The 25,818-nt window shown below is 57.8% G+C and carries 19 protein-coding genes; 12 read left to right on the top strand and 7 right to left on the bottom strand.

Annotated features, from left to right (window positions below; translation table 11 throughout):
* Window positions 1–140: 140 nt before the first annotated feature.
* The 3 genes from M0R88_RS15775 to M0R88_RS15765 all read left to right on the top strand — a co-directional run bounded on the left by M0R88_RS15775 (window position 141) and on the right by M0R88_RS15765 (window position 3,770).
* Window positions 141–2,039: a hypothetical protein gene (locus M0R88_RS15775; protein ID WP_248654400.1), complete on the top strand. Its 1,899-nt coding sequence runs from the start codon at window positions 141–143 to the stop codon at window positions 2,037–2,039.
* A 2-nt stretch (window positions 2,040–2,041) separates the two neighbouring features.
* On the top strand, window positions 2,042–3,079 hold the full coding sequence (locus tag M0R88_RS15770) for a hypothetical protein (protein ID WP_248654399.1): 1,038 nt from the start codon (window positions 2,042–2,044) through the stop codon (window positions 3,077–3,079).
* 64 nt (window positions 3,080–3,143) lie between these two features.
* Window positions 3,144–3,770, top strand: coding sequence for a DUF6339 family protein (locus M0R88_RS15765; RefSeq protein WP_248654398.1), 627 nt, complete (start codon window positions 3,144–3,146; stop codon window positions 3,768–3,770).
* A gap of 7 nt (window positions 3,771–3,777) precedes the next feature.
* Here the strand turns inward: M0R88_RS15765 and M0R88_RS15760 are convergent, their stop codons facing one another.
* Together M0R88_RS15760 and M0R88_RS15755 are read right to left on the bottom strand one after the other, a co-directional pair.
* Window positions 3,778–4,542, bottom strand: coding sequence for a DUF8169 family protein (locus tag M0R88_RS15760; protein ID WP_248654397.1), 765 nt, complete (start codon window positions 4,540–4,542; stop codon window positions 3,778–3,780).
* Window positions 4,535–5,542, bottom strand: coding sequence for a DUF8098 family protein (locus M0R88_RS15755; protein ID WP_248654396.1), 1,008 nt, complete (start codon window positions 5,540–5,542; stop codon window positions 4,535–4,537). Before M0R88_RS15755 ends, M0R88_RS15760 begins: the two co-directional genes overlap by 8 nt.
* 269 nt (window positions 5,543–5,811) lie before the next feature.
* Here M0R88_RS15755 and M0R88_RS15750 point away from each other — a divergent pair, with 269 nt between their 5' ends.
* Entirely contained in the window at window positions 5,812–6,141 is a 330-nt protein-coding gene (locus tag M0R88_RS15750) for a hypothetical protein (protein ID WP_248654395.1), read from the top strand.
* A 150-nt stretch (window positions 6,142–6,291) separates the two neighbouring features.
* Here the strand turns inward: M0R88_RS15750 and M0R88_RS15745 are convergent, their stop codons facing one another.
* From M0R88_RS15745 to M0R88_RS15730, 4 genes are all read right to left on the bottom strand, one after another.
* A complete protein-coding gene (locus M0R88_RS15745) occupies window positions 6,292–7,179 on the bottom strand; it encodes a phospholipase D-like domain-containing protein (protein ID WP_248654394.1) in 888 nt (295 codons plus the stop codon).
* Window positions 7,176–9,125, bottom strand: coding sequence for a DUF1998 domain-containing protein (locus M0R88_RS15740; RefSeq protein WP_248654393.1), 1,950 nt, complete (start codon window positions 9,123–9,125; stop codon window positions 7,176–7,178). The genes M0R88_RS15745 and M0R88_RS15740 overlap by 4 nt, the downstream gene beginning before the upstream one ends.
* 2 nt (window positions 9,126–9,127) lie before the next feature.
* The gene (locus tag M0R88_RS15735) at window positions 9,128–12,835 is read right to left on the bottom strand and encodes a helicase-related protein (protein WP_248654392.1); all 3,708 of its coding nucleotides are present in this window, start codon (window positions 12,833–12,835) and stop codon (window positions 9,128–9,130) included.
* Window positions 12,836–13,039: 204 nt separating this feature from the next.
* On the bottom strand, window positions 13,040–15,505 hold the full coding sequence (locus tag M0R88_RS15730) for a DrmE family protein (protein WP_248654391.1): 2,466 nt from the start codon (window positions 15,503–15,505) through the stop codon (window positions 13,040–13,042).
* 936 nt (window positions 15,506–16,441) lie between these two features.
* On the opposite strand from M0R88_RS15730, the gene M0R88_RS18900 reads away from it, so the two are divergent.
* The 6 genes from M0R88_RS18900 to M0R88_RS15705 all read left to right on the top strand — a co-directional run bounded on the left by M0R88_RS18900 (window position 16,442) and on the right by M0R88_RS15705 (window position 21,695).
* Window positions 16,442–16,963 (top strand): DUF8112 family protein, encoded by a 522-nt coding sequence (locus M0R88_RS18900; RefSeq protein WP_497007279.1) that lies wholly within the window; start codon window positions 16,442–16,444, stop codon window positions 16,961–16,963.
* A complete protein-coding gene (locus M0R88_RS15725; RefSeq protein WP_248649983.1) occupies window positions 16,960–17,928 on the top strand; it encodes a hypothetical protein in 969 nt (322 codons plus the stop codon). The genes M0R88_RS18900 and M0R88_RS15725 overlap by 4 nt, the downstream gene beginning before the upstream one ends.
* Window positions 17,929–18,056: 128 nt before the next feature.
* Entirely contained in the window at window positions 18,057–18,824 is a 768-nt protein-coding gene (locus M0R88_RS15720; protein ID WP_368408880.1) for a DUF8168 family protein, read from the top strand.
* The gene (locus M0R88_RS15715) at window positions 18,821–19,792 is read left to right on the top strand and encodes a hypothetical protein (protein WP_248649981.1); all 972 of its coding nucleotides are present in this window, start codon (window positions 18,821–18,823) and stop codon (window positions 19,790–19,792) included. The genes M0R88_RS15720 and M0R88_RS15715 overlap by 4 nt, the downstream gene beginning before the upstream one ends.
* Window positions 19,792–20,454, top strand: a complete 663-nt coding sequence (locus M0R88_RS15710; protein WP_248649980.1) for a ribonuclease H-like domain-containing protein — start codon at window positions 19,792–19,794, stop codon at window positions 20,452–20,454. Before M0R88_RS15715 ends, M0R88_RS15710 begins: the two co-directional genes overlap by 1 nt.
* Window positions 20,455–20,639: 185 nt before the next feature.
* A complete protein-coding gene (locus M0R88_RS15705; protein WP_248649979.1) occupies window positions 20,640–21,695 on the top strand; it encodes an HNH endonuclease in 1,056 nt (351 codons plus the stop codon).
* Window positions 21,696–21,808: 113 nt separating this feature from the next.
* On the opposite strand, the gene M0R88_RS15700 is transcribed toward M0R88_RS15705, so the two are convergent.
* On the bottom strand, window positions 21,809–22,750 hold the full coding sequence (locus M0R88_RS15700) for a hypothetical protein (RefSeq protein ID WP_248649978.1): 942 nt from the start codon (window positions 22,748–22,750) through the stop codon (window positions 21,809–21,811).
* A gap of 563 nt (window positions 22,751–23,313) precedes the next feature.
* Between M0R88_RS15700 and M0R88_RS15695 the strand changes: the two genes are divergently transcribed.
* The gene (locus M0R88_RS15695) at window positions 23,314–24,663 is read left to right on the top strand and encodes a PD-(D/E)XK nuclease family protein (protein ID WP_248649977.1); all 1,350 of its coding nucleotides are present in this window, start codon (window positions 23,314–23,316) and stop codon (window positions 24,661–24,663) included.
* The gene (locus M0R88_RS15690; RefSeq protein WP_248649976.1) at window positions 24,660–25,778 is read left to right on the top strand and encodes an FAD-dependent oxidoreductase; all 1,119 of its coding nucleotides are present in this window, start codon (window positions 24,660–24,662) and stop codon (window positions 25,776–25,778) included. The genes M0R88_RS15695 and M0R88_RS15690 overlap by 4 nt, the downstream gene beginning before the upstream one ends.
* The last annotated feature ends 40 nt before the right edge of the window (window positions 25,779–25,818 follow it).

Here is a 25,818-nt window from a genome sequence, read left to right as displayed (position 1 = left end):
CGACTACCTCGTACCGCGCGACAAGTACGGCGATGTCCCTGACTAGAACCTCTGCCGGTTCCGACTAACGGGGCTCATCGACGCGTAACAGTAATACTAACTATGTGGTCGCAGTTCCGTACAAACAAACGGTTTATCACATGAATCAGGAGCAGGTTCAAATCAACGAAGCGGCCAAGTGGTTCTTCTTCAGTGGTGGGCCAGGAGCGCCACGTTACGGCGACGATCCCACTAAACACGCCGTTGACCACGACTCCGAGGCGTTCGTCCGTGAGGTCCTCCAAAACGCGAACGATCAGGGCCTCCCAAACGGCGATCCAGTCGAAGTGACGTTCCGTTTCGTAACTCTCACAGGTGACGAAAAAGAGGATTTCCTTGACGGACTCGGCTGGGACGATGGACTCGGTGAACGAATGCGAGCAGTCGCAGACACACATAATGGCCATCGCTACGAACGGGTCGTCGAACGAGTCAACGACCCCGATGCCGAACTCCGCCTCCTCGTCGTCGAAGACAGAAACACGACCGGCTTGACCGGAAGTTGGGACGAAGACTCGAATTACGCCGCGCTAGTCCGAGACGAACTCTACAGCAGCAAGCAAGACGACACCGCCGGCGGCTCGTACGGCCTCGGTAAGTCCGTGCTCTGGACGTTCTCGGGCGCTTCGACAGTCGTCTTTAACTCACATCTGGCACACAGAGAGTGCGAAGACGATTCCCCGCGACTCATCGCCCGCTCTAAGTTCCCCACACACCAATTACCGGAGGACGAAACGACGTACCAAGGTGCGGGGTGGCTCTGCCAGCCTATCGAGACGGACGATGGCCCCCGCCCGGAGTCCTTCTGGGGTGAGAGGGCGTCAAGGCTGGCAGAACGACTTCACGTGGAACGGCCCGCTGTTAGCGGGACGAGCGCTATGGTCGTCGAGTTTCAGGACCCGACGCGAGACGAGCGACCAGACGTCGAAGACCTCGCACAGGAGTTCGTTGAGGCCTCTGTCAAGTACTTCTGGCCAGCGATCTATCGGGGTGACCTCGAAATCACGGTCGAAACGCCCGACGAGACAATGACGGCCGACGTCGAGAGTGTCCCGGCGATTCGACCGTTCGTCGAGGCTTACGACGAGAGGACTACAGACGCTCAGACGTTGGTTGACCCCAGAGACGTTGCCGGACTCGGCATCCCGGTCGATCTGCCGCCTCGTGCCGATGGGACCGAGACACCCGACGGCTCGGTACGGTTATCGGCTCGCCTCGCATCTCCTGCAGACGACGATACGTACATGAATAACGTCGCGCTGTTCCGGGGTGCGGGGATGGTGGTCAAGTACTACGACCAGAGTCGTGTCGCCTACGGTGATCGGAACTTCTTCGGCGTACTAGCAGCCGGCGAAGCACGGTCGGAAGGGTCCCCATCAGATAGTGACCGAGAGATCGACCGGTTCCTGCGGTTCGCCGAACCGCCTGAGCACGACGAGTGGGAATCCACCGAGAACCTCCGCGAGCAGTACCAGCGTGGATTCCGGACGGCACTTGACGACATGTTCGGAACGCTGCGTGACGGTCTTCGGCACCTGATTTCGAAGGGAAGCAACGGCGACACCCTCTCCGATAACGTTCTGAACAGATTCCCGATTCACGGGAGCGGAAATCCACGGTCCACGACATCACCTGCTGACCCTGTTTTCGAGATCGATAGCTCGTCCCACTACGATGGCGACGCGTGGACGATCTCGGGTCGAATTGAAGTGCTCCCAGAGGAGTTCGAGGGGTGGAGTGCAGACATCTCCCTCACTGGTGTCGGTGAGGACGGATCCCGTTACGACGACATCCCTATCCACCACCTTGAGATCGAACAAGCGGACGTAACCGTGTCGTACGACGAGGGACGGGCTCACCTGGTCGCCGACGAAAACGTTCGAGACATCTCGTTCACTGGTCGTTCTCATTCAGACGGTGCCGCTGACTTAGTGCACGGTGACGTGGGCGCGACGCAACTAGAGATACTCGCGGAGTTGGAGACACCGGAGGAGGACTAAGTGTGAGCCGACGTTCCCAGCGACACCGTAGTACGGTACTTCCGTTCAGTTACCGAGACGAAGGAGTAGACTTTGAACTTGACTCCTTCGCTGTTGACCAGGGGAATCGAAAAGCGCTTGACCTGAAGCCAGGGCAGACTGAGATAGACCTCGCATCGGCAGTGTCGTCTTCTGACAGCAGTGGCGATCCGGACTGGGAGACCATCACTCTCAACGGTAAACTTCGACTACCCGAGGAGACGGTTCAGGCGGTCTTTCCACAAGATGAACGGGAACGCCCCCCTGCCAAACTCTACGTCACTATTCGCTGCCACGAGACGATCTACCGTGATCGGGGCGTCATCTCCGAGGCACCTACGACTCCAGGGGAATACGACGTAACGCTAGAAGTCCCGAAGAGTACTGTCCGGGGTACGGTCGAACTTCGTCCGTATCTCGTTCGTACCGAATCTCGTCCGAGAGATGGTTCGAACGAGTACGCCAACCAGAAGAACTTCCGCGTCGCCAGTGGGACGCTGTACTACGTCGTCGTTGATGGACCCAAAGACGACGAGCGAGCCGCAATTGACGGTGAGCAAGTGCGTTTCTCACAAAACGCTCACCTCCCGGATGGGAACAAACTCTACTACCTTGACTTCCGGAACGAGAGTCGTCCTAAGTTGTGGATCAACTCCGATCATCCCCGTATTGCCGAGGTACTACAGAGTAGAGGATCTGTCGGGGCCGAGGCGCGGATGCGTGACGTGATACTCGACCAGGTGAGCTACGGTGTGTGGGTACAACTCCTTGTTCGTGCTGGGAGTGCTGTAGACGTAGAGGGCGAGGTTGAACACGAGTGGCAGGAGATGGTGCTCCAGACGTTTGCTAGTAACCTCTACAAAACTAGTGACGTTTCAGAAGCGACGCACCGTCTCAAGGACGACCTCTCTGACCCGCAAACCCTTCCCCACGTATTGCAGCGAATCGATAGCGAACTTCAGGAGTACATAGATCCCCGAGAGCAGCTGATCCATCTCATGGAGGAAGGCCTCCAGATCTAACGTGACCGAAACAGAATTACATCGACTGACCGAAGATGGACGTCGCCTCGTTGGTGAATCGTTCATGCAGGGCGAGGCGGCGATCACCGACGAACAACTGACAGAGTACGTTGAGCCCATGCCGGGTCGTCCGACAGCCGATCTCGACAGGATCGACTCGGCGGTAGAGCAGGTGCTAGAGGAGTACCCCGAGTACGACACAGCTATAGACGGCGCACTCGCTGAAGAGATCCACCGCGGTCTCGACGTCACAAGACGAACCGCCGGCGATCCAGGCCTCTGGCACTGGCTGGCAGTAGTGCGGTATCCCGATCTCGTCCGGCACCGTTGGGAGTATCGCTCCGAGGAGGCGATGAGAGAGAAGTTCCTCGGTGCGGGCTCCGACTTGTACTCAAACGCCATCCACCGGCTCTGGTGGATCGCGGAGCTCACTTCGCGTGGCGACGATTATTCGACGACTGACGCGGTCTTTGCCAACCAGACGATGGTCAACAAGGTGTTCGACCGCTGGTTCGCGCGCTACCAGCCCGCTGTACGAGCCATGTGTGACGAACTCGCAGACGAACCGTCGCGTGTCATAGACGAGACGACACGGCGGTTCAATCACGCACTGACGAACGTGCAGCTCGAAGGACTGTCAGAGAACGAGGCACGAGAGATGATTAGACAGATTGTTGCTGAGTCTCGGTAAGGGCCTCTCACTTAGCCTCGATAGTGAGAAAATCCTCTATCGAGAGAATCTGTAACGCTGAGTCCGTGTCGTAGCGACTTACTATCTGGTCGTTGATTCGCTCCGGTACGGACTTGTTTTCTGAGCCCAAGAAATCCGCGAAGGAGTCGGGGAGACTATCACCGCTCTCACCCGTTTCATCACCTTCTACAGCATTTCCTCCATCCTCGTCGCTTCCCAAGAGGTCTTCAGTGTCTTCGGTGAGGAATGTACCCGAGCCGCCGTTCCGGCTCCACGCGGCTGCATCACAGAGAACTCGGATATCGTCTTCGTTCTCGACGACACCACGTAGCAGGCCAACCAGCTGAGCGTCAACTCCATCAAGGGGCAGGATAGTGAGAACTCCATCGGTTTCGAAGAGTTCGTCTCTCGCCTTCTCCAGCCGGTTGATGAGTTCGTTCAATCGACGAACCACTTCGACATCGTCCATATCGGTGAGGTCGGAGTATAGATCAATGACGTACCGAACGTCGTTCTTCTGGTGCAGGTCAGTGGGCTCGTACTCGTCCAGATCGTCCGTCGCAGCAAACTCTAGAAGCTCGCGGTGGATGTCTTGGTGCCGATCAGCTACCGAGACGAATTCACGTTTGATGCGCTCGCTGGCTACTTTGTCGAGGGTGGAGTCTTCGAAGAGCTTTCTTGCATCTGCCTCCCCTTCGACAGCGTAAGCGAACAACACGCAGGTATCGGTGAATACGTCCTCTACGTCCGCTGCGGGTACAATTTCACTCATCTCGACGCATCGCCTGGAGCGCGACTGCTCGACCGATAGTTTCCACATCGTCGTCGTGTTCTGGGTACTGATCTGAGCTCGGAACTAGACCTACATCCACACACGATTGACTAACACTGTCGATGTGTTTCTGTAGGTTGTCCTCCACAGAGAAGTGCTTCTGGGCAGACCACTTCCGCAAGGTCGGGGCGTTCGGGCCCTTCGCGGTCTCTTTCGACATCAAAAGGGCGGGATACTCCCAGATCCACTCGTTGTAGACCTGCTTCAGTTCTTCCAGCGCGGCCACCTGTGACTCCGTGACTTCTGAAGCACACGTCTGACTGAGGACGAGAAACGCGTCCTCTACTAGATTCGTAAACTCTCGGACCTCGTCGAGAGTCTGACTCAGGAAGTCGATACCTACCAAGCCGAGGTGCATTCGAGCTGCAGCACGCCCGACATCCTCGTACCGCTCTGTCCCGAACACCGGAGAAGACCGATCTGCCGAGGATCCCCGCCGGGCCGTCCGAACCTCTTCCAAGGCAGAATCAAGGTGCTGTCGGAAAGCCACGTTCCCCAGGTACAAGTCCCGATACTCCTCTGGCGCGTGCGATTCGTAGAATGCCTCCAGGAAGTCGAGGTCGCTCGCGTACCACGAGTCCTCGTCTAACCCGGGTGTGAAGTCACTCCGTCGGAAGAAATCGACGATGTCGTCGAAAGCCACCGTGAATATGCCCGACTCGCGTGCATCCGGTGTTGGCATCTGCGTGCTCGCCGGACCGACTGTTCCCGATTTCGGAGCTGCTGGCATCACGGCCCCGAACTTGTACCAGCTATACGTGACCGGGAACGCCTCATCGCTATCGGTGAAGTGCTCAACCGCAAGGTACGTGTACTTCTGTCGCTTGATCCGGGTCCCGTACTCCCAGTTTAGGTCGGAGTTATCTCTCACTGCCTGTTTCAGGGCAGTCTCGACTTTTTCGAGGACGTCAGACTCGTCCGGTGGGGCGTCCGGATGCATTACCGTGTTACCTCGGGAATCGGTGTTTGAGTGTTCGACACGAAGTACGTGAGAGTAAGTGTACTAACACCATTTTGCTACTCACATAAGTATCTTTCTGGCTCTGTTGAATGCTAAAGGTTCTGATATAAAGCGTGTGCTAAACACAGAGGATGAAGTCACCAATCAAATCAGACAGGATTTGTACTTGGAGTTTAACTCATTTTATTTATAAGGGCAATGTATAGTTCTCCACTAGATACTTATTGTTAGGGGAATCACTCCGTGATATGGAAGGGATTAACGAGGACGAAATAACATTTGTGAACAATTTTGACTGTAACGACTGTGGAGAAGAAATAACGCTGCTTCAACTTAAAGGAAAATATATGACGGTTAAGAGCATGGCTGTTCCCGCCCTATCAGGTGCAGGTCTCGGCTCAATAGGTTCTGGAATAGCAGTTTTTGGAACAGCCTTCTCTGGAACTATTCCCTTCGCAGCTGTTGGTGCATTAGCAGGAGCTACAGGGGTCTACGTAATGGGCGATACAAAAGATACGTTACAGTGTCCTGAGTGTGAGGCAGATCTGGAGTTTAAAAACGGAGATCATCCTCAATAATAATTCACTCTCCTGAAAACCTGTTCTGTCAGATTACGCGCTGTGTATACAGCACGACTACTGGAACCTACTACCTCCTGAGGTTTTCAACAAGGCAGACGAAATCGAAGACGGATAGCCGGTAAACCCGCAAAGCAAGCAGTATATCGACTATATCGGCAAATCAACTGGGTATGAGTACTCGAACACTTCGTCGAACACCATCGTGGCTTCCTCAACGATGTCACCTTCGACGACGACGCCGAATTCAAAGTTAGTCGAGAGACTCGTATCGGTCAAGTTTGCGCTTCCAACGTAGCAAACCCTCTCGTCAACGATTACGATCTTCGCGTGAGTCGCAAACGCCTGGGATCCCTGTTTCTCGTCCCATCGGTAGAGATCTCGCACCTCAAAGTTGTCACGGTGTTCCTCGTCGATCAAGTCCCACATCTTGTTGAGCGTCGTTCGTGTATCGCCTTCCTCGTCCGCGGTTTCTCGGGTCAGTAGTTGTGTCTCGACACCCCGTTGAGGAAGACTCGCAAGGTCGGACACGAGTTCAAGTGATGGGTCGAAGTACGGGTTGGCGATCCGGACCGACGAATCGGCGTCAAACACCTGGTTGCGAATCGTAGAGGCGATGTCGGGAATGGAACGGACTTGTGCGGAGGTTGGTTCGAATCCTCCCGGAAGTGTGGCCACAAATTCGACGTCGTCGTCCTGGTCGGTCTGGGGGGAACGACCGTCTGCTGCAATCACTGCGGCTTGCTGGGTTAGTACTCGGTCTGCTTCAAAGGGATCAACCTCGAAAGTGTAGGCCGCAAAACCCCGCTCGTCGGTCGCCGATTGAGTTGCTGCTCCGTTCTTCTGAAGACAGGTGAAAAGGGCAGACGCTTCTCGGGTGGTTAACGGTGTTTCTAACCCTTGATCTACGTCGGCCCGAGTTACGTCGCTGTGATCAAGAGCCAAGATGGTGTCTCGGATAGCGACGACACGGTCCAAGTCGTCGAACTGGCGGACTACCGCGAAGTTCGTACAAATCGCGTCGTGGTCGTCGGTCACACGTATTCTGCCTCCCAGAACGCGGGTATTCGACCTCTGTCGTCGCCGACTAGATATCGGCGGTCGAGGTTCCCGTTGGCACTCTCGCAAGCGACTTCACTCATGTGGAGGCACGCGTGGCAGGCACCGTCCTCGTGTTCACACACGGGGTCGTACACGCACTGCTGGACGTCCGCGATAGTCTCGTCTACCCATGGATGAATCCTCGTCTTGAACAGTGTGTGCATTCCTCCTAAGGAGAAATGTTCGGTGCTGCTCGCGTAGAGGAAAATCGCCGGGATGCTCGGCATCACGTACTCCGAGATGCTGTTGCTGTCGAGACCACACTGTCCGCTCGCCGTCCGCATCAGCGCGTGGCTCATTGAGTGGAGGAGCGTGTACACTTCCCGTGTGAGGTCGTCTTCGATGGGCGAGTAGTGGTCACGGAGTTCGTTGGTGTCCACGTTCTCCAAGAACCACTCTTTGAGGTCACTCTCATCGTCTGTGTCGGGACGTTCGACGCCGCGAAGTGAGCCCTTCCCGTCCAACCACTCAATAATGGCGGATCGGTCCACTTGGAGGACGATGGCCTCTGATGGCGTTTGGTCAACGTACACGGGGGTGCTGTCCTCACCCCGGGGATGTGGGAACGGCTGTAGGTCCGTCCGCGACCGTTCGGGGCGGTCGCGTGTGAACCCGAACGTGTAGTTCAGCAGGGGGAGATTGTCCACGACCCACGCTGACGCGATATTCACTTTCTGGAGTTTCTCCGGATATACCTCTGCCTCCGGGTTCGATTCGAGGAAATCTTCCTGCTCCAAGAGACCGTCTAGGGACAGAGGAGTGGGTTGCCGTTCCATTCCATCCGTAGCGTCTAGGTTCCCTTCGTATCCCTGGGTCGAGCGAAGGTATGTGAAGAGTTCGTGAGAGAGCGTCGAGTACGCCTGATCTACGTCGCTATCGCCACCTCGCTGAGAGGGGAGCTCGACACGTTCGCGGTTCTCTTCGACGACCTCTCCTCGCGTCGAACCCTTTATCGTGTCCTCCGCGACGTCGAAGACGTCTCCGAGATCCACACCACTCTCGATCATCTTTTCAACCTGTTCTGCGCCCACTTTCTCCTTCAGATCCTCTATCTGCTTCTCCCGGCGTTTCGCGTCGCGTTCGTCCGTCGTCATCCGGCCGAGTTCTTCGTAGGTCTTCCCCCCCTCTTCGACGACGTCATCAAGGTCACCGAGGTGGGCGGCCATCAGTATGCGGGCCCAGCTCTCCCCGTATTCAATGTCGTCGCTGTATCGTTGGTCGATTGGAAGGTTGACGAGGACGTCGCCTTGGGAGTAGTAGACGGAGTTGCTCGCTATCGGACGGAAGTACACGCGTTCCTTGTGGCACTTGGTACACCGCTTCGACATGTTTCCACAGAAGTCGCCACACTCACCACAGTAGAAGTACCACGAGAGGGGGTCGTTGATGTTCTGCTTGTTGAGGTAGATGTGGTCGTATCCGTGGTCCGGGTTACTGCAGGGTTGCGGATTGATCGACATCATGTTCCCGCAGTCGTGCACAAGGACGAAGGCCAGTTGACGGAGTTCACCACCACACTCGGGACACTCCCCGTTGGTGTAGACGAAGTGACTGGGCTCTTTCTTACTCACGACCCGGTGGCAACTCCGGTTCTGACAGTACATGGTCAGGGGGTAGAGCGATCCGACGACGCGGTTCGGTCGGCGGAAATCTACGTCCTCCACCGTGAGGTCTACCCAGGGGTCCTCATCGTCGTTCCGGAAGCTGGATGCGTGAGTGGCGATCTGTTCCGCGACGTAGTTCGCGTCGAGCGAGCTGACCTTGTCGGTCTCCCAACGGGATACTTTCATCGACAGTCCCCGTCGCCCGTAGTCGAACAGCGACTTGGGACCGAATCGATACATCACCTGCGCCAGACCGCGTTTCATCTCTGAATCTGCCATGGTCACTGCCTCCTGTCGAACATATTTAGCACCTGTGCGGTACCCGTATCGACGTCAATCGGGAGTTGCTCGTCGATGTCCCGTAGACTCCGCATCGGTCCTCGGTCGTCCTCACTACGCTCGATCATGTTCCCGATCCATCCCTGGTAACCATCCTTCGGGTGGCCGGACATGCACCGCTCCCAGATGTCGTCGAACTCTTGCTCGACTTTCCTCTCGTAGAGATCGACCGTCCGGTCCTCCGCCCACTCGGTGCGCTGATCGGATGTGACACAGTAGGACCGCTTCACGAATTCGAGGAGTTCGTCCTTGTCGAGATCGCCTGCACGCTGCGCCTCACGGAACGAGTCGTAGAGGTACACGCGCCCCGCAGAGGATTCGAGTTGCTCGTCGTAGTACTGGAGGAGCGTCGCAGCGAAGATACCCGGCATCGTGCAGTTCACCGCGAACTCGGCCCAGCGTTCCAGCGGGGTCGCTTCGACGAGGAGGTCCTGGAAGTCGTGGTACCGGTCGAACCGCGTGTAGTGAGAGCGGTCGCGGACGTGGACCGGGTTGAACAGGTCGAAGACGGTACCCGTGACGTGGCGACCGACACGAGAGTACGCCTGGATGTACTCCGCCGTCTGTCGTGGCATCCCGAAGAACGAGATGAAGTTCAGCGTGTCCACGTCAACGCCGTGGGAGATCATGCTCGTCGCGTTGACGATGTCCACGGGATCGTCGGGATTCTCCGATTCGAGACGCTCCAACACATCACGAACGACGTCGAAACCCGTTTCACCGCTCATCACTACGGAGTTCAGTGCGTCGCGCTCTTCGTCTCGCGTCTCCAACCACGGGTTGATCATGGAGGGGACGGCACGCTGGAGACGGTCGCTGTCTACCTTCTGGATGTTGTACGCGATCTGCGTATCGTAGTATTCCAAGATATCCAGGACAGCGTTCCGTCTCTCCGAATCGTCGTCGGGAAGACCGAGGTCAACGACCTCCCCATACGGTGTCGTGCGGTGGTATTCCCGTTCTAACGCCGCCGAGAGTTCGTCCGGGTTCCGCTGGTAGTGCTGGACGACGTCAGCGTACTCACGAAGAACCTCGACCAACGCGTACGTCCGCGATACGTTGTGCGGGACCGAGCCGACGATGCGACGACCGAGTCGGTGGGGATCTTCGTACGCGTAGAACGACTGTTTGAGGAGCGGGCCCGGAGAGGGGTAGGTGTTCACGTCCTTCCAATAGAGGGCGTGAACCTGGTTCTCGGCACCCTTGATAGTCGCCGTCGCGGTGACGTTCTTGATGTCCCAGCCGTCACCGACACGATTGGCCCACTCCTGGAGGAACGTCTCGTAGTGGGAATCGAACGCGCCGAACTCCTCACGGAGCAAGTGGAGTTCGTCCTGGATCAAGATCGACGGTGGGTCTACTGGGTCAACTTCTTCAACAGTCTCGTCACATCGATATCGAGAATAGTCGCTATCATTAACGAGGCACTTACTCTCCCCCGAGAACCCATGCTTCGGGCAGCGTTTCTTCAACCGCCCAAAGAGGGTACGGAAACGACGTTGCATCCCGACGACAGCGATTTTGTCGATAGTGCTCACCACGAAGGTCGGAGCGTATCGATATACCTCTCGGTCCGTCACGTAGATGGGGAGTTCCTCTTCGTCGCAGTCGTCGTTCGTACAGATGTGGAGGAGGCGCATCCGGTCGTAGTCGCCGTCCAGCTTGACGGCGTCCTCACCACAGAACGGACACGTCGTCACGATCTTCCACTTCTCGGCGTATCGACTGTCCTCCTCTTTCACCAGACTGATGTTGTCGGTGAGGTTGCCGTCCTCATCCGTCTCCATCAGTTGGTTCGGAGTGTTCCCGCTCCCGACGAAGTACCCGAGGCTGAATTCGTCCGTGTCGGGGCACTCACGACGGCGAATCAGTTCCGCTTGTGCGAAGACGTCCGCGATACGCTGGAGTTGCTGTAGGGAGAGGAGTCGAAGGGGGAACTTCGTGAGCGCCGTCGTCCCGTGAGCCTTCCCCCGGAGTCTATCTCGGAACGCGGTGAAGACGACGAGGCCGAGGTACGCTTCGGTCTTCCCACCACCGGTGGGGAAGTAGATCACGTCAACCTCGTCCAAGCAGTGGTCCTCTGCGTCAATGTCTTCGGTTTGAGCCACAACGTCCGGGATGGCCATGACTATGTAGGTAATCTGGAAGAGGTACCACTCCTCGTACTTCTCCCCCATCTGGTCGAACGTCTGGTTCATGAACTTGAACGCCGCTCGACTGTGGCCTACGTCGTCCTGGATGAGCTTCCGGCCCTGGTCAAAGCGCCGTCGTTCCTTCTCAAACGCCTCTAAGTTCTCGTCAAACTTCTCGCGTGCTTCGTCGCTCCGGTCGGTGAGGACTTCGGAGCGTATCGACTCGTACTGTTCCCGGGCTTCTTCCATCTCCCGAGAGATGCGGTCCAAGTGCGTCTCGATAGTCCCCCATGCGAAGTCGCTGAAAGGAGCTGAAAGTGTCTCTCGACTACGATACTTCCGCTGCTCGTGAATCGGAACGGTCACCGTCTCTATCGTGGTGGGATCGGTTCGTTCGACGCTACAGTTGCGTCCGAGACCGTCCATCTCGGGGTCGTAGTGGTACTCGTTCCTGATCTCGTCGGAGACGAACGGCTCAATCGGGGTCTCCTCGACGGAAACGTCGGAGTTGACGTCGAAGAAGAACGCCCGCCACTCCTCGCCTTTCGGGTCGAGCGCGTCGGGGTACTCGACACCGTGTTTGTTCACGAAGGAGACGGAGACGATTATATCGTCCTCGTCGTATTGGGCTGTAAGTGATATCTCGAAATCCCACACCGGCGTCGGCGTGTCTCCACTGAATCGTTGTTCTAAGAACGTCTCGAAAGTCTCCTCGTCTTCGAGAGCGGCTTCCGGAATCTTGTCCGCGTTACGACTATCGACCTCTTCCGGCGGGTTCGGCTCCCGGTACCGGCGCTCGTCTTGCCGGTAGGTCTCCATCGCATCCATCAGCGCATCGTCGTCCGTGAGCGGGGGCAACTCACCGTCGGACTTTGCGGCTTGCTTTAGATCGCCCGCAGTAACTGTGAGAGGGCCAGCTTCGATCTGAACTCGTTCGTACACTGGCCGGAGCTCCTCTAGCGACGCGTCGTCTCCGGAATACCCACCGGACTCTTCGTCCTCGGCGTCTCCTTCCTCGGACTCTTCGTCCTCCTCCGGCGGTGTAAGCGCGTCGTCTTCAGCAATCTCTGGATCGAACCCGACAGGTCCACCGAACTCCTGTTGCTCCTCGTAGGTTGGTAGGCGGCGATAGTAGACCTTCGCCATAGGATTGATCGTTACCGTCTCGTCGTCCGGAACTGACGCTGGGAGTTTGAACTGGAGTCCCATGGTGAAGGGCGCGACTCGCGTGGCGATATTCCCGAACGCGTCGTCGGACTCTTGGGCTTCGCGGTACTGGTACTGGCTCGCTAGTGCGCCCGCGAAGAACTGGTCCTTCGGGTTAACGTCGTAGACGGTCTGACCATAGTCGCCTCGCCCTGTGATTCGTTCAACGAGTCGTTCCAGTAGAACGTTGTTGACGGCCTGGTGCTGTTGATACTCCTTGTCGTCTTCGTCTATCTCGTACGCGTCGTCCGGTGGTCGAACGTACCCACGAGAGTCAGATTGTGGTGGGATTTCACGCGGCCCAAGGCCCATACGCTCTCGTCGTAGCAGAGTGTCATAAGTTTAGGGAAGCAGACCGATTCGGAATGGCAAATCTAGACGCGAAACAGAGTAGGTTACTATGTCCACACCTTCCAGTCGCCGTCTGACGGCTTCGGACTAGAGGAGTGCAGCAAGAACCAGGATGACACAGTTCATTCAGACAAGGCCTTGACTAACCAGAACTAGATGAAGTGGTCAGAACCCACGTAATCGTCCTATCTGTGAACTCTTGGCCTCGACACCCTCCTCTATCGATTTGACGTCGAGTCGGAAGAGGTACTTCCCGATCTCGAAGTCGCTGAGACGGATGTCCGGACTCTCCGACAGCATCACGTCATCTAATGTTCCGTCGGCAGCGGATCGAAGTGCTGTCTGCCGGAGTGCTTTCTTCAGACGACTGTATATCGTCTCCATCTCCTGAACGGCGTTCCACACCTGATTGAAGTTTTCTTTCACGCCTTCAAGATCATACGCCTCGGCGATGGCCCAGAAACTCTTTTTCGACCGCGTCCGGTGGACTTCCATCTCGTACCACCGCTCGTAGGTGCCGCGGCCTTTGTCGATACCCTGTTGCTCCATCTTCTCCACGAAGTCGTCAAGGTCGTCACCGGTCTCCTCCAAGGCGGCTTCAAGGTTGACTTTCCACAGGTTCGCGTAGTAGTACAGTCCGACATCTCCGCGTTCACGAATCAACGCGTAGAGTTGGTCACGCATCTCATCGGTGTCCTCCAGATGGACGACGACGTCGTGTTCCTTCAGGCGTGAAGCGTTCTTCTTGAATAGTTTGTCGTGGCCTTCGCGCACGGTGTACACTTCAGTGTCCTTACGGAGGTACATGGACAGGCCGTCTTCGAAGTGGACGTCAAGACAGTCGGTCTCGGTCCGTCCACCAGAGGTGGTCGTCTGTTGCGTGGCGGATGTCTCGTACTCGGTAGGGTCGAAGTCTTCGCTGTCCTCGTAATCTGTCTCGTACCCTCGAACGATTTCACCCAGGTCTTCTCCTTCGGCCTCGTCTACGGAGATGTCCTCACCGAGATCGCTCGTACTGGGTTCCTCGTACTCGGGGAGGTCGATGTTCACACGTTCGACGTCCGCGGGTTCGTCCTTAGCGATACGGGTCAGCTTGTCGATCACGTTCCAAAACGTTGTGTCCGCAATCGACTCGAAGGAATCATCCAAGGCGTCAACTTGTGAGTGGAGGAGACCCATTTCGATGGGATACGCCAGGACGATAGCGTCTGTTGCGACGTCAGTGCGGAGGAGATCACGGTCACCCCACCGGAGTGCGCCGTAGAGGACGACGTGGTCCGTCGGGTCGGCCGAGCGAACACTGTGAGTGTCGTGTATCGTGAGGTCGTCACCCAGATCACGGTAGAGAGCAGCGTGCTCAGACTGGAGGAACGTCGTGAGTGCCTGCTGTTGACTCTCTGTCGCAGTGACGACGGAAATCGAGTCCCCCCTGTCAAGTGCACCGTAGAGCAGGTTGTCAACCAGCACGCCCTGTTTCTTGTCGCTCGCAGGCACATCGTCCCAAAGTTCTTCCAATTCCTCGAGAGCCGAGACTACGTCCCGGAACGTGCCGGTAGCGGGATTAGCTTCGGGATCGGACGCGATGCGGCCCGCGAACCGATCAAGTTGTGCGAGCCGGCTTGATATCGTCGTCCGCCGGGTATGAAAGTCGGCCACGTCGAGAGGGGTCAAGAGTTCGCGGAAACTCCCTAGAGCGTACCGCACGAGCTGCTGTCCTCGCTTAAGGATGTCGGCGTCCAACTCACGCGCCAAGTACTCGAACCTCGCTCGACGGTCGTTCGCCCGTTTCAGGGCCGGGAGGAGATCCCCGTCGCCGCACGTATGGACGTCGATAGAGAGGCCCGAAACGCGGTTCTGTTCGCGTTTAGTGACGACTTGGGCCCGACGGGTTGTCGGACTCACTTCCTCGTTGGCACGTCTCCACTCGTGCCCACTATCTCGGTCACTCTCGACTACGGCAGATAGCAGTCTAGGTGGCCACGTCCACAGGAATGCTCGCCCACGTAGTTTCTCTACAAGGTCTGACGTCGGATTGCTCGTGAAGTAGACTATCGCGGGCACGTCGTTTCGCTGTTTCCATTTCAATAGTCGGAGGAGGCGTTCTTCGTCGTACTTCACAGAGTCGTCGTATATTACACACCGAACCCGATCTCCGACATCGTCCGAAGGAATACGTGTGCTTGTGTACGAGAAGAGAAACCGCGCAGGCTTATCGGGATGGTTCAGGTTCTTCGTTACCGTCGCTAGGGATCCGTCTTTCGTCACGTTAGCTATCGGGGTCTCCTCACGCGCGTAGCGAGACTTGTCGTGTGGTGGCCGTATCGACGTCGGGGCGAGCTGCCGGAATCGCTCGCGGAATTCCGTGTTGGAGCTGAGCAGGAAGACTGCGTTACGGCCATCTACCTTGGGTCCGAAGAGTGCTTCAAGGGCGTGTAGGTGCAGAAATTCGGCTCTGTCGGACGGCGTCACAATGACGAGGTCCTGGCCACGCTCTACCATCGCGTTGAGGAGGCCTGCGTGTACTCTCGCCGTGACAGGGAAGTGGGCTAGTCGCTCTTCGTCAGCGAGATTGCCGGAGGAGATGAACGGTGACTTAACCGCTGGCGTGTTGAAGAGTTCGCTGAGCGGCACAACTCTGACAAAGCGAGCAGGGCTGGAAATAATTTACTAAAGGTCACGCAATTCAACTGTACCTGTTGGATGAAGATATTGAGTGTTCTAGAGATACTAATTCTTGTTAAGGAACGGGTAGTTCAATATGTCTTACGAGGAGCCCGAATTGCCCTCTTAAGGAGTCACTATGTCGAGGAAGACATGGGGCGAGATAAATTCGGCACAGACGGTTATCAGTGGACTTAACCAATAGACGGATGGTGAATGTATGTAGGCAGTCATACCAGTTATCAGCCACGGTAGCCACAATCCGATCCATCACTTCCGAGGAGACGAAATCTGGTTGAACGCATCTTTGACGCGATCATAGAGGATGGCCGTCAGATCGTCGGCGGTATACGGCCGGCCCGGAAGGGTCCGATTCCTGAGCCAGTTCCGGGCATTAATGGCGAGCGATGTTTTCAATGTCTTGGAATGTCCCTTTGACGGACGCAGTCATGGAAGTTGTTGGGTTGTACGGCTAAAGTGTTTCCTCACACTGTCATTTAGAGTCTCTCTGGCAGACTACATCCTGTAGTTCTTCATAGAGTTCTGGATGGTGTTCCCGTAGTACTTCTACGTCTTTAGGAAGTTCATCTTGGATACGGCTCCTAACACGTGAAATCGCTTGATACCGCTTATTTTCATCGGCCTCCTCTGTATTCGAGATTTGCTTTCTGTCAGTCTTTGTCAGTAATGCTCGGGTCCGCGCCATCTTGCCCTTGCTTCCGCCGCCCATTGCAAATATACCCACCATTTGCAAATACACAAACTTTGCTAATGGGCAAACATATGCAAATATGCAAACTACTAAGTCAGTGGGAATTCGAGAACTAAGTGAGAACCCGTGTCCCGGAGAAATCCCGGCGGGTAGGGCCGCCGAGGCGGGTTCTCAGCACCAACGCCAAAGAACCCATGAAAGAATTAACCGCAGAGGATGAAGAAGCTGCTGATAGACTAACTGAAGATATATCCCAATTAAAACAAATTTCGCTCGGGGAAGGGGCCGCGACGTGTCAAGTGTGCGGTTCCTTTCTTCGTGAAGGTGAGTCTGTCGTTGTGTACGTGTTTCGGCCGGCTAGTGAGGTGATGTTTCAGGTTGGACACGTGATTTGTGGTGACGGGAGGCACGAGTTGCCGAAGGAGTTCACGCTGGGTGTGCGTGAACTTGTTGTGTCGGGTCATGTTGGCTGGTGTTCAGACGGGGCGACGCAGTCGTCGTGGCCAGTGTTGTTGGATCCGGAGGTTTTGTTGGTGAGTGCGGCGGCGACGAAGTCGGTGCGGAGGATTCCGGATGGCGGTACGGCTGTGAACGCTACGACTAGTTTCGAAAATCGTGAACCGTCGGAAAAGATGTCCTTTGGCGAGGCACGACGGCGAGCGGACCGGCCTGACGTCGACGAGGTTCGCAGGTTGTTCTGGAGTGATCAGCGATGACGTTGAGCGGTTCAATACTCAGAGATTCGCATCTCGATGTCGAGCTGGACGTACCGCGGTCGGTGGAGGAGATGTTGTTGCCAAATGTGTACGTCGGGCTCGAAATCGATCTGCTGTCGCCTGGTGATGGTATCGTTACGGATCGGCATCATGCGTCGGCGGATCGGTATGAGGCGGATGATCCGATGAATCAGATTGAGGGACAGATTTCGCCGTTCACTCTGAGCGGGTGGCTGCGTCATGGGTGTGAGCAAGTTGTCCAGGTTGCTGGGGCGACGGCGTGTCATCCGGGTGAGCCGGATGCGGATTATATGCGGGCGGAGACGTACGAGCGCGATTTAGAGTCGGGGTACCACGAGAAGGGAGCGTGCCTCAATGAGCACGGTGATGGGTGTGTTGTCTATGACTTGTTCGGTGGGTTCGGCGATCAGCCGGGGAAGTTGCTGCGTCGTCCGGTGTCGTTCTCGCCGATCCGGCGGAATGTGGATGTCTTGAAGGGTGAGGCGGAAGCGCACTACCGGCAGGTGTCGAATCAAGTTCGGTCGCGGAACGAGGAGGACGGTGGCGAGCCGCTTCGGCAGGCGGATCGTGACGTGCTCGGGAACGTCGAGGGGACATGGAAGTTGACGCTCCGGGAACTGAAGCCGGAGTTCGTGGGGTTGCTCTTGGAAGCTGTGTCGTTCCTTGACGCGCATAGTGATGAGTTCGAGTTCCAGCTCGGCGGCGCACGGAATTTCGGTGCAGGCATCGCTAATGTGTGGGTGATCAATCCGCTGTACAGCGACCGAGAGGTGCGCCGCGTGTTCGACCGTGCGAAGGCGACGACGTCGGCGATGGAGGAGAAGGACGAAGTGTGGCGGTCGGAATGCCGGCCGGAGTTCGTCCGGGCGTTGCAGGCGCGCGTGGCGGCGCGTGATGGTGATGTGCCGATGCCGGACGGTGTGTCGGGAGGTGGTTCGGCGTGACGGATCCTAACGAGTCGTCCGGGGAGTCGTTGCAGCCGCCGACGGAGTCGATTCGCCCCTCGGTGTCGAAGATTGACTCGAAACAAGCGGCCGGTGAATCGGAGGACGACGGGTCATGTGTGAATCCAATGGTTGCGGTGTATCGCCATGACGTCCACAAGGCGCGGATGCGTGGTCATGAGCATGCTGAGGAAACGTTCCGTGGCGTGCGTGTGAACGAGTCCGTGCCGTTTGGTGCGGATCGGGATGCGGCGTTGTTGAGTCGGCCGCGCGGGGAGCCGGAGCAGACGGTGGATGCGCACGAGTCGTGGTTTCGCGTCTCGCTGTTGACTGGGCAGGTTGCGTCGTCGGTGGAGCCAGTTAGTGATATTGGCGGGTCGCTGTTCAAGGTGGTTCGCATCAAGGATCCGGCGGCGTTGCATGCGGCGTGGTTGCATGCGACGGTGCCGTCGTTGTTCAGTGAGTCGCCGTACTACCCGTACACGTCTTTGAAGTATCATACGTTGCTCGTGGCGGCGTTGCTGGATAATTACCGGGCGGGGGTGTCGTTCGATGAGTTGTTCCTCGCGGTGACGCCGAGTGACGGCGACCCGGCGGTGGTACCACATCGGACGGTCGTGTCGACGAGCGGGTTCGCGCTGCACGTGACGAGTGAGCCGGGTGATCGGCCGGCGGCGCGGCTCGGGTCGGGGCCGGCGCGGTTGTTTGCGGACGTGTGGGCGCGCCTGCCGGAGGTCCCGTTCGATGTGGATGGGGAGCGTCGGTGGCGTGTGCTTGACGCGCAGTTGCGCCGGGTTCGGTCGTGGTCGGTGGCGCTCCAGTTCATTGAGGAATACAGTGCGGCGCTCGCCCCATCGCCGCTTGATGGTGCTGGGCCTGGGGGTGATGGGGTGTGACGCGGATCCAGCAGGTGCTGTTTGAGTTCGACGGGCAGTACCTCGGGCATCCGTACTTCGTGACGGGGAACGCGTTGTTCAATGCGGTCGCACGGCGTGTTGATGCGGAGACGCGCCGGTCGCTGCGCGTAAGTCATGGGGTGTTCGTGCCGGGGGAGTACGGTGAGTACCCGGCTGGGGCGTCGCAGGATGGGTATGCTGGGAAGCTCGGGCAGTCGCTGCCGGACGTTGAGGTGTACGAGGATTTGTTCGTGTTTCGTGATGCGGCGCAGCGGTGGTTGCTGGATTCGCGGCCGCGGGACGCGCATAACGTCCACGACTTGCAACTGCACGGTGGTCGGGTAGCGTTCGACGATACGTGCTGGTTTGGGCGGCCAGCGGGGCAGCGGAATCGGCGGCGGTCGGTGTCGTGGTACCTGCACTGCTACCTCCACAGTAGGCAGGGTGACGGCAGTGTTGTCCCGGTTGATGAGGATGTGCTTGACGGCCTGCAGGTCGGTGGTGCGCGGAACTACGGGTTCGGCGAGGTCTCAGTCGTTGACACGCAGATCGTGGATCTGGACGCACTCGACTTCTCGCGGCTGAAGGCAGCGCAGGCGAGTGGCGAGTCGTGCCGGATTGAGTTGGTGTCGCCGTTCGTGTTGGAGTCGGAGCATCCGAGTGGCGATGCGCAGGACGTGCCGTGGTGGTGGCGTGTCGACACGGACGAACTGAGTCCCGTGTCACAGGGCGGGTTGCGTCGCCGGGCGACACGGCTCGTGGACGGTGACGAGACGTACGCAGTGACGACGGTGGATCACGGGCAAGTCGTGCAGTATGCTGGTGATGAGCCGGTCGAGACGGCGCGGAATGGTGTGTTGCGTGTTGGGACGCATTCGCGGTTCGGGTTCGGTGAGTTCTGTGTCCGCCCGGCGAGTGAGGATCGCGTCTCGGAGCGTAGGGCTGCCGGGGCTGGAGGTGAGGTGTAGTGGTGTTGGAGCAGGTGGCGTTCGATATTGAGACGACTGGGTTCGGCGTTGATGACGAAGTGACGGTGGTCGGGTTCGCGGTGTCGATGGGTGTGCAGGTGTTCGTTCAGACGGGGAATCGTCCGGCGCGAGAGCTGCAGGCGACAGTGCAAGAGCAGGTGCCGGTGCACGTAGACGTCTCGACACACGAGTGCGAGGAAAGTGTGCTCGCGGCCGTGACGGAGTTTGTTGCGGAGCGACTCAGCGGCTCGGACGTGTTGTTGGTCGCGTACAATGGTGAGCGGTGGAACGGCGGGTTCGACGTGCCGTTCCTCCGGACGCGGTATGCGCAGCTCGACATGCAGTGGCCGTTCGTGGACGTGCCGTACGCGGATGTGATGCCGCTCGTCACTGACCGGTTCAACACGACCGTCAACGGCGATGACCAGCACGATCTGGGCAGCGTGTACGACCTGTTGTGTGATGGCGAGTACGGCGACCTCGATCCGTTTGATGGGAGTGACGCGGCCGTTCCGGCGTTTGAGAACGGGTGGTTCGCAGAGTTAGTGCAGCATAATGTCGCGGACGTGTTGCGGACGCGGGCGCTTGGCCGTGTCGCTGAGCGGTACTGCTCGAAATCGGAGTTCAAAGTGAAGTCGCTTACCCCGACCAGAGAGGTGTGACGTGATTCGAACTCACCTATCCCCGGGATCTGTAGGTCGGCAGAGGAGCTACAGTGCCCCGTGGGATCCGGGGTGACTGCCGATCTTGATTCAATGGAGAGCCGTCTGAGTACCTGCGGTTTGAAGCGATACATCACTCAGCACTCGGAGCGTCGACGAGTGACCGATCAACGCGAGGACGAAGCATGGCAGAGACTGAACCACGACGGCATGGTGAATCGAGCGGCGAACGAACGGGTAGTAGCGGGGCTGATCGGCCGGGGCACTGTGAGTGTCACGAGACGGTTGACCCGGACACGCGTCAGGATGTCTTGGAGGAGTACAAGCATCGATGTCAATCGTGCGGGCGGCGTGGTCCCGAAAAAGGCGGGTTGGCGACGCTGCATGTCCACCACATCGAACGTAACCCGGACGAGATGGGCGAGCACGATATGGAGAACTTGACGTTGCTGTGCCGGCCGTGTCACAGTTGGCTACATCAGCAGGCGACGCCGGGTGACTCGCCGGTGACGATTACGGACGCGGATCGCAGCGTGTTGCTCCCGCAGGACGTTGAGGTGCTGCAGTTCCTCGCGGCACACGGGCCAAGCCGGACTGGGGATATCGCGTCCGGGATGACCGCGGACCTGTCGGTGTCTGCGGTCCGGGAGCGACTCTGGGTGCTCATGGGACTTGACAACCGTGTCGAGTCGCGTGATCGGCAGATCGTGGATAAGGATGTCGAGACCGGCGAGTGGGGGCTCGTCGATCAGATTGAGAACTCTGCTCGCGGGCACATCCCAGACGACCGGCAGTTGCTGTTGCAGCGCATGGAAGATGAACAAGTCCGGCAAGCGCTGGAACGCGGGTGTGACCGAAGTGACGTTACTGAGGTGCTGGGTATCTCCCGCCGCACAACGTTCAACAAGGTGAAGAGAGCGTACGCCTATGATTTCCCGTTGGATGCGTTCGGGCGGGGTGGACGCCCGACTGATGAGTCCAGACGGGAACGGAACACGCAGGCCACGAAGAGCGAGTCGGACCAGCAGCAACGGCTCGATGATGTCGCCGAGCAAGAGGATGCAGCGTTAGGGCGGACTGAAACCTGGGGGACGCGCGAGTCGAACACGGATGGACAGGCAGCGCGTGATGGTGACCGACGGAACGACCGATCAGCAGATGACGATGACCTCAGTGATGAGCTGCGGACGCATCTGCAGCAAGCAATCGATTCGTTACAAGAGGCGAATTCGGCGCTCTGACTGACGAGTTGGACGCGGATGAGTCAGTATCGGTTGCGGCAGTAGTCCATTGGAGATGCGATAGATGGGTCTCTCCGTGAAAAATGAGCGTTGGTGAGGCGTCGACGTCGTGTTTACTCTACGGTTCGACTGGCGAGTGGTTCGTCGCTTTCGAGCAGGTCCTTCATGTGCTCGTTTGCGGCGGCGAGCCCTTCCTTCAGCGAGACTGCGTCCATCCCGATGATGTTGTTTCCGGCATACAGCGTGAGTCGATTGAGGTCCCGCGGTCCGAATGGGTCTTCGTGGAAGTGGAGGTCGTACCGGTGGCCGTGGTGGATGATGGCGTCGGTTTCCGTGACGATGTCTGGCAGTTCTTCTTGGGTGAGCGTGTGCGAGGTGATTTGAAGAGCACCCGTTTTGAAGCTCTCCCGCTCAACGGCGAGTTGAGTTACGTTGTCCTCGCCGCGGGTGCCCAGGTATCCGTGGACGAACTCTTCGAGCGAGCGCTGCGTTTCTGTTTCATCCAGGATGCGTGTGGCGACGTCGTCGAGGGTGGTTTCGCCGGACTGTTGTTGGCTGCGTAAGCGTTGCACCGTGTGATGATTGAGCCACACCAGGTTTGGGCTGGTGAGGACTTCATCTCGGTCGGGGAAAGTGACTGCGCCGACGGTCTGCCGTGCGTCTTCGACCTTCTCCTCTGCAGCTCTGAACAACTGCTCGGCGTCCTCGCTTGTGACCGACTGGCTCACCGCCGCTCCCTCGTCCGCTTCGGTCGTCTCGCTGAATCCCGTGCCGGGTGTGGAGAGGAGGAGCGTTGCTCCGTCGTAGGTCACGAAGTTGTTGTACTCGTCAACGTACTTGTAGAGTGCCCAGACTTCGGCTTCGCGGCGCGTGAAGTTCGTCTCAGCGACGTACGTTTCGATGCGGTCTGCGAGTTGGTCGTGCAGGGTTTGGCCGAGTTCCTGCACGTCGGTCTTGGAGACGTCCTCTGGGTACTCGTCGTGAGTCTCACAATGGTCTGCTATTTCGTTGAGCTGTGCTCGGACGGTCTGTTCTGAGTCCGTATCGTGCGTCATGTTTCTTTTTCTCGGGTTCGGTGTGCCGTTCGAGCGACTATTTCGATCATACCGTGGGCTCTGCTCCCATCTTCGCAGGGGTAGGCCCGGGTTTGGTCGATGGGTGCGTCACGTTGTTCTGCGCTCCCGTCGTGTTGGAACGGCAAACCGTTTATCTCGCAGTTAGTTATAAACCCTCGCCCTCAAAATAATCCCTTATAGCCGTTTATCAGTCCTAACAGTCTATCTAAGGGCGTGTCTTGGCTAACGAGCTGCTCGCGGTGACGCGGTTACGAAAATTCCATCGCGGACGTTTGGGCAGACTTCGTCAATGCCTGAGAGCGAGGGGTACAACGGGAGTAAGAGATCTGACTTCCGATTCCACGAGAGGCGCTTGGTGTCCGCGATGATTGTTGCAAAACCGGGAGAGTGGAGCCAATCGAATACTGTCCTCGTCTACCCTGAGATGACACCTTCGCTCACGTACGGTCGGCATTTGCCCTGTAGTCCTGGTCTCTTGGTGGGTTGCTCTACGCAGTGAGGGTGGCGTCACTTTGATTTTCACCGTGTGTGATTGTAGCGGTATGACTCGAAGTATTGAGGCGGAATTAGCGGCGGTCCGGCAGCGGCTCGCTGCGCTTCCGGAGGCGGAGGAGCCGCCGCCGACAACGCTGCAGGTGCTTGGCCGGAGTACGCAGGAGCGTGACTGGCAGCAGTTCCTCGTTCATTTCTTGACGCCGGACGCGCCGCACGGGCTGAACCATGCGTTGTTAGAACACGTGTTGGCGGCGTTGTCTGATCGAGATGACTTGGAGTACGAGTTTTCGCGGTTCGACATTGACGATATCCAGATCGCACAGGAGGTGGCGACGTCGGACGGGATTCCCGATGTCGTGTTGTGGGCGTCCGACGAGTGGTTCATCTGCTGGGAATTGAAAGTCCATGCGTCAGAAGGCGACGACCAGACACCACGGTACGTCGGTGTGGATTCGTTCGATGGAATCGGGCTTGACAAGTCCGAGGTACCAGTTGATGGCCAGCACTACGTTTTCTTGGCCCCGGAATCTGCGTCGTCACCGGACGCTGAGGAATTTGTGCATGTCTCGTGGGAGTGGCTGGCTGCAGAGCTACAGTCATTCTTGGTGGAAAGCTACGACGAGTACCCGGCGCGGACCACAGCGCAGTTGAAAGACTTTGTCGACACGATTCGGAGTGAACTCACGATGACCGAGTATCAGGAGAATCAGCACGAAATGGTGGAACTGTACGTTGAGAACTACGGTGTAATCTCGGACTTGGAGGCGGCGTTCGAGGAGGAGTGGTCGGAATTCGAGGAGATCTGGGGGACACGGCTGGCGCAAACGCTGGATGCGGCTGAGCTTCTCGATGATCCGGACGTGCCTGATGAGTACGCGGCAGTAGAGCTGGAGATGGCGACCGGTGAGCGGCGACAGTGGACGTTCCGACAAGGGACGTCTGATTGGGCGTGGCTGTTCCCGCGAGAGTGGTGGCGGAAGGTCGATGAGGACCGTCCAGTTTCGGATGCGATTAAACCGAATGCGCGGGTTGGTTTCCTGCATCGACTTGAGCGTAATCGAGAAGACGCTGTCCGGGATCACACGCTCGTCGTCTACGTCAGGAACGCTCCGTCTGGGCACGAGGACTTCTACAACGGGTTCGCCGACCGGTTCTCGAATACACAGTCCGAGATTAGCGACGCCATCAACGGGACGAAACTCACAATCACGGGGAACAAATCAAACGTTCTCCGAGCAGAGTACGAGATCGACGTTGACCGTCACGATGATTTCTTCGAAGCGTATCTCGACGCACTCTCCCGGGCCGTCAAGGAGGGCGTTCTCTCGAACCCCGAACTGATCGAGACGATTGACCGGCTCTACGAGACGACGATAACGGACGACGTGTCAGTATGACCCACCACTCGAAGACTGACGTACTGATTGTCGGCGGGGGTCTTGCCGGGCTAAGCTTGGCAGGGTACCTTCAACGCCAGGAGTATGAGCCGACGATCATCGAACAAGCAACCGAGTGGCGAGGTTCTGGGTACGGGATTGGGCTTTGGGAAGACGGACTCGCCGTCCTCGACGAACTCGGACTCCTCGATGCCGCCCATAAGCGAGCAGCCGATCCTAATGGATTTGAGATTCGCGCGAGCGGCGGTGAGGTTCTCACACGCACATCTCTTTCCCCCGAACAGACACTCCTACTGGTCATCCACCGTGCTGACCTCCACGCGGCACTACGAGAAAACGTCCCGTCAGACTGGATTCGAATGGGAACATCTCCTGAGCACATCAACGAGCACGCCGACGGTGTGACCGTCACCTTTGATGACGGGACGACTGAAGTATTTGACCTCGTAATCGGTGCTGACGGTATCCATTCCGTCGTTCGCAGTCAGTGCTTCGATGACTGGTCGAAACGGGAATACGATACCTACGTGTGGTCGCTATGGGCCCAACAGGATGTGGACGTCGGGCAGGATATGGTCAGTGTCTGGGGCCCCGGAAGTGAGGGATTCGTCGCTCGTGTCGGTGACCGCGTCGGATTCAATCTCGCTGCACGACTCGACAGTCCTCCAAACCCACCGGGGCGTGAGGAACTGCGGGCGCAAGCCGAAACAATCGGCTGGCAGCTACCCGCTCTTCTTGACGGGACCGACGACGAGCCCTTCTTTGACCGCGTCCGCGACGTGACCTGTGACACCTGGCATACTGACCGAATTGCGTTACTCGGTGATGCCGCCCATGCAGTGCATCCAATTTCAGGGATGGGCGCGTCGCTCGCACTCCAAGACGCGCGTGTTCTCGCACAGGAACTCGCCACGTCCCGCTCCGACCATCTGTCCAAGGCACTTACCAGGTTCGAGTCCCGGCGTCGACCCGACGCAGCACGCGTGAAACGCATGGCACGCGTCGAGGCCACGGTTACATTCCTCGAATCGAAATATCTTCGGCGACTGCGCAACGGGGTGGTCAAACAGACGCCGCTATTCGACATGTTCATCAAGCGACAAGCAACGGAATAACCGCGTAGAACAGGAGATCACAGGCGGCGCTGCAGAGTTC

It is taken from the genome of Halorussus gelatinilyticus, assembly GCF_023238445.1.
Taxonomy (GTDB): domain Archaea; phylum Halobacteriota; class Halobacteria; order Halobacteriales; family Haladaptataceae; genus Halorussus; species Halorussus gelatinilyticus.
This window is presented reverse-complemented; position numbering and strand designations above follow the sequence as displayed.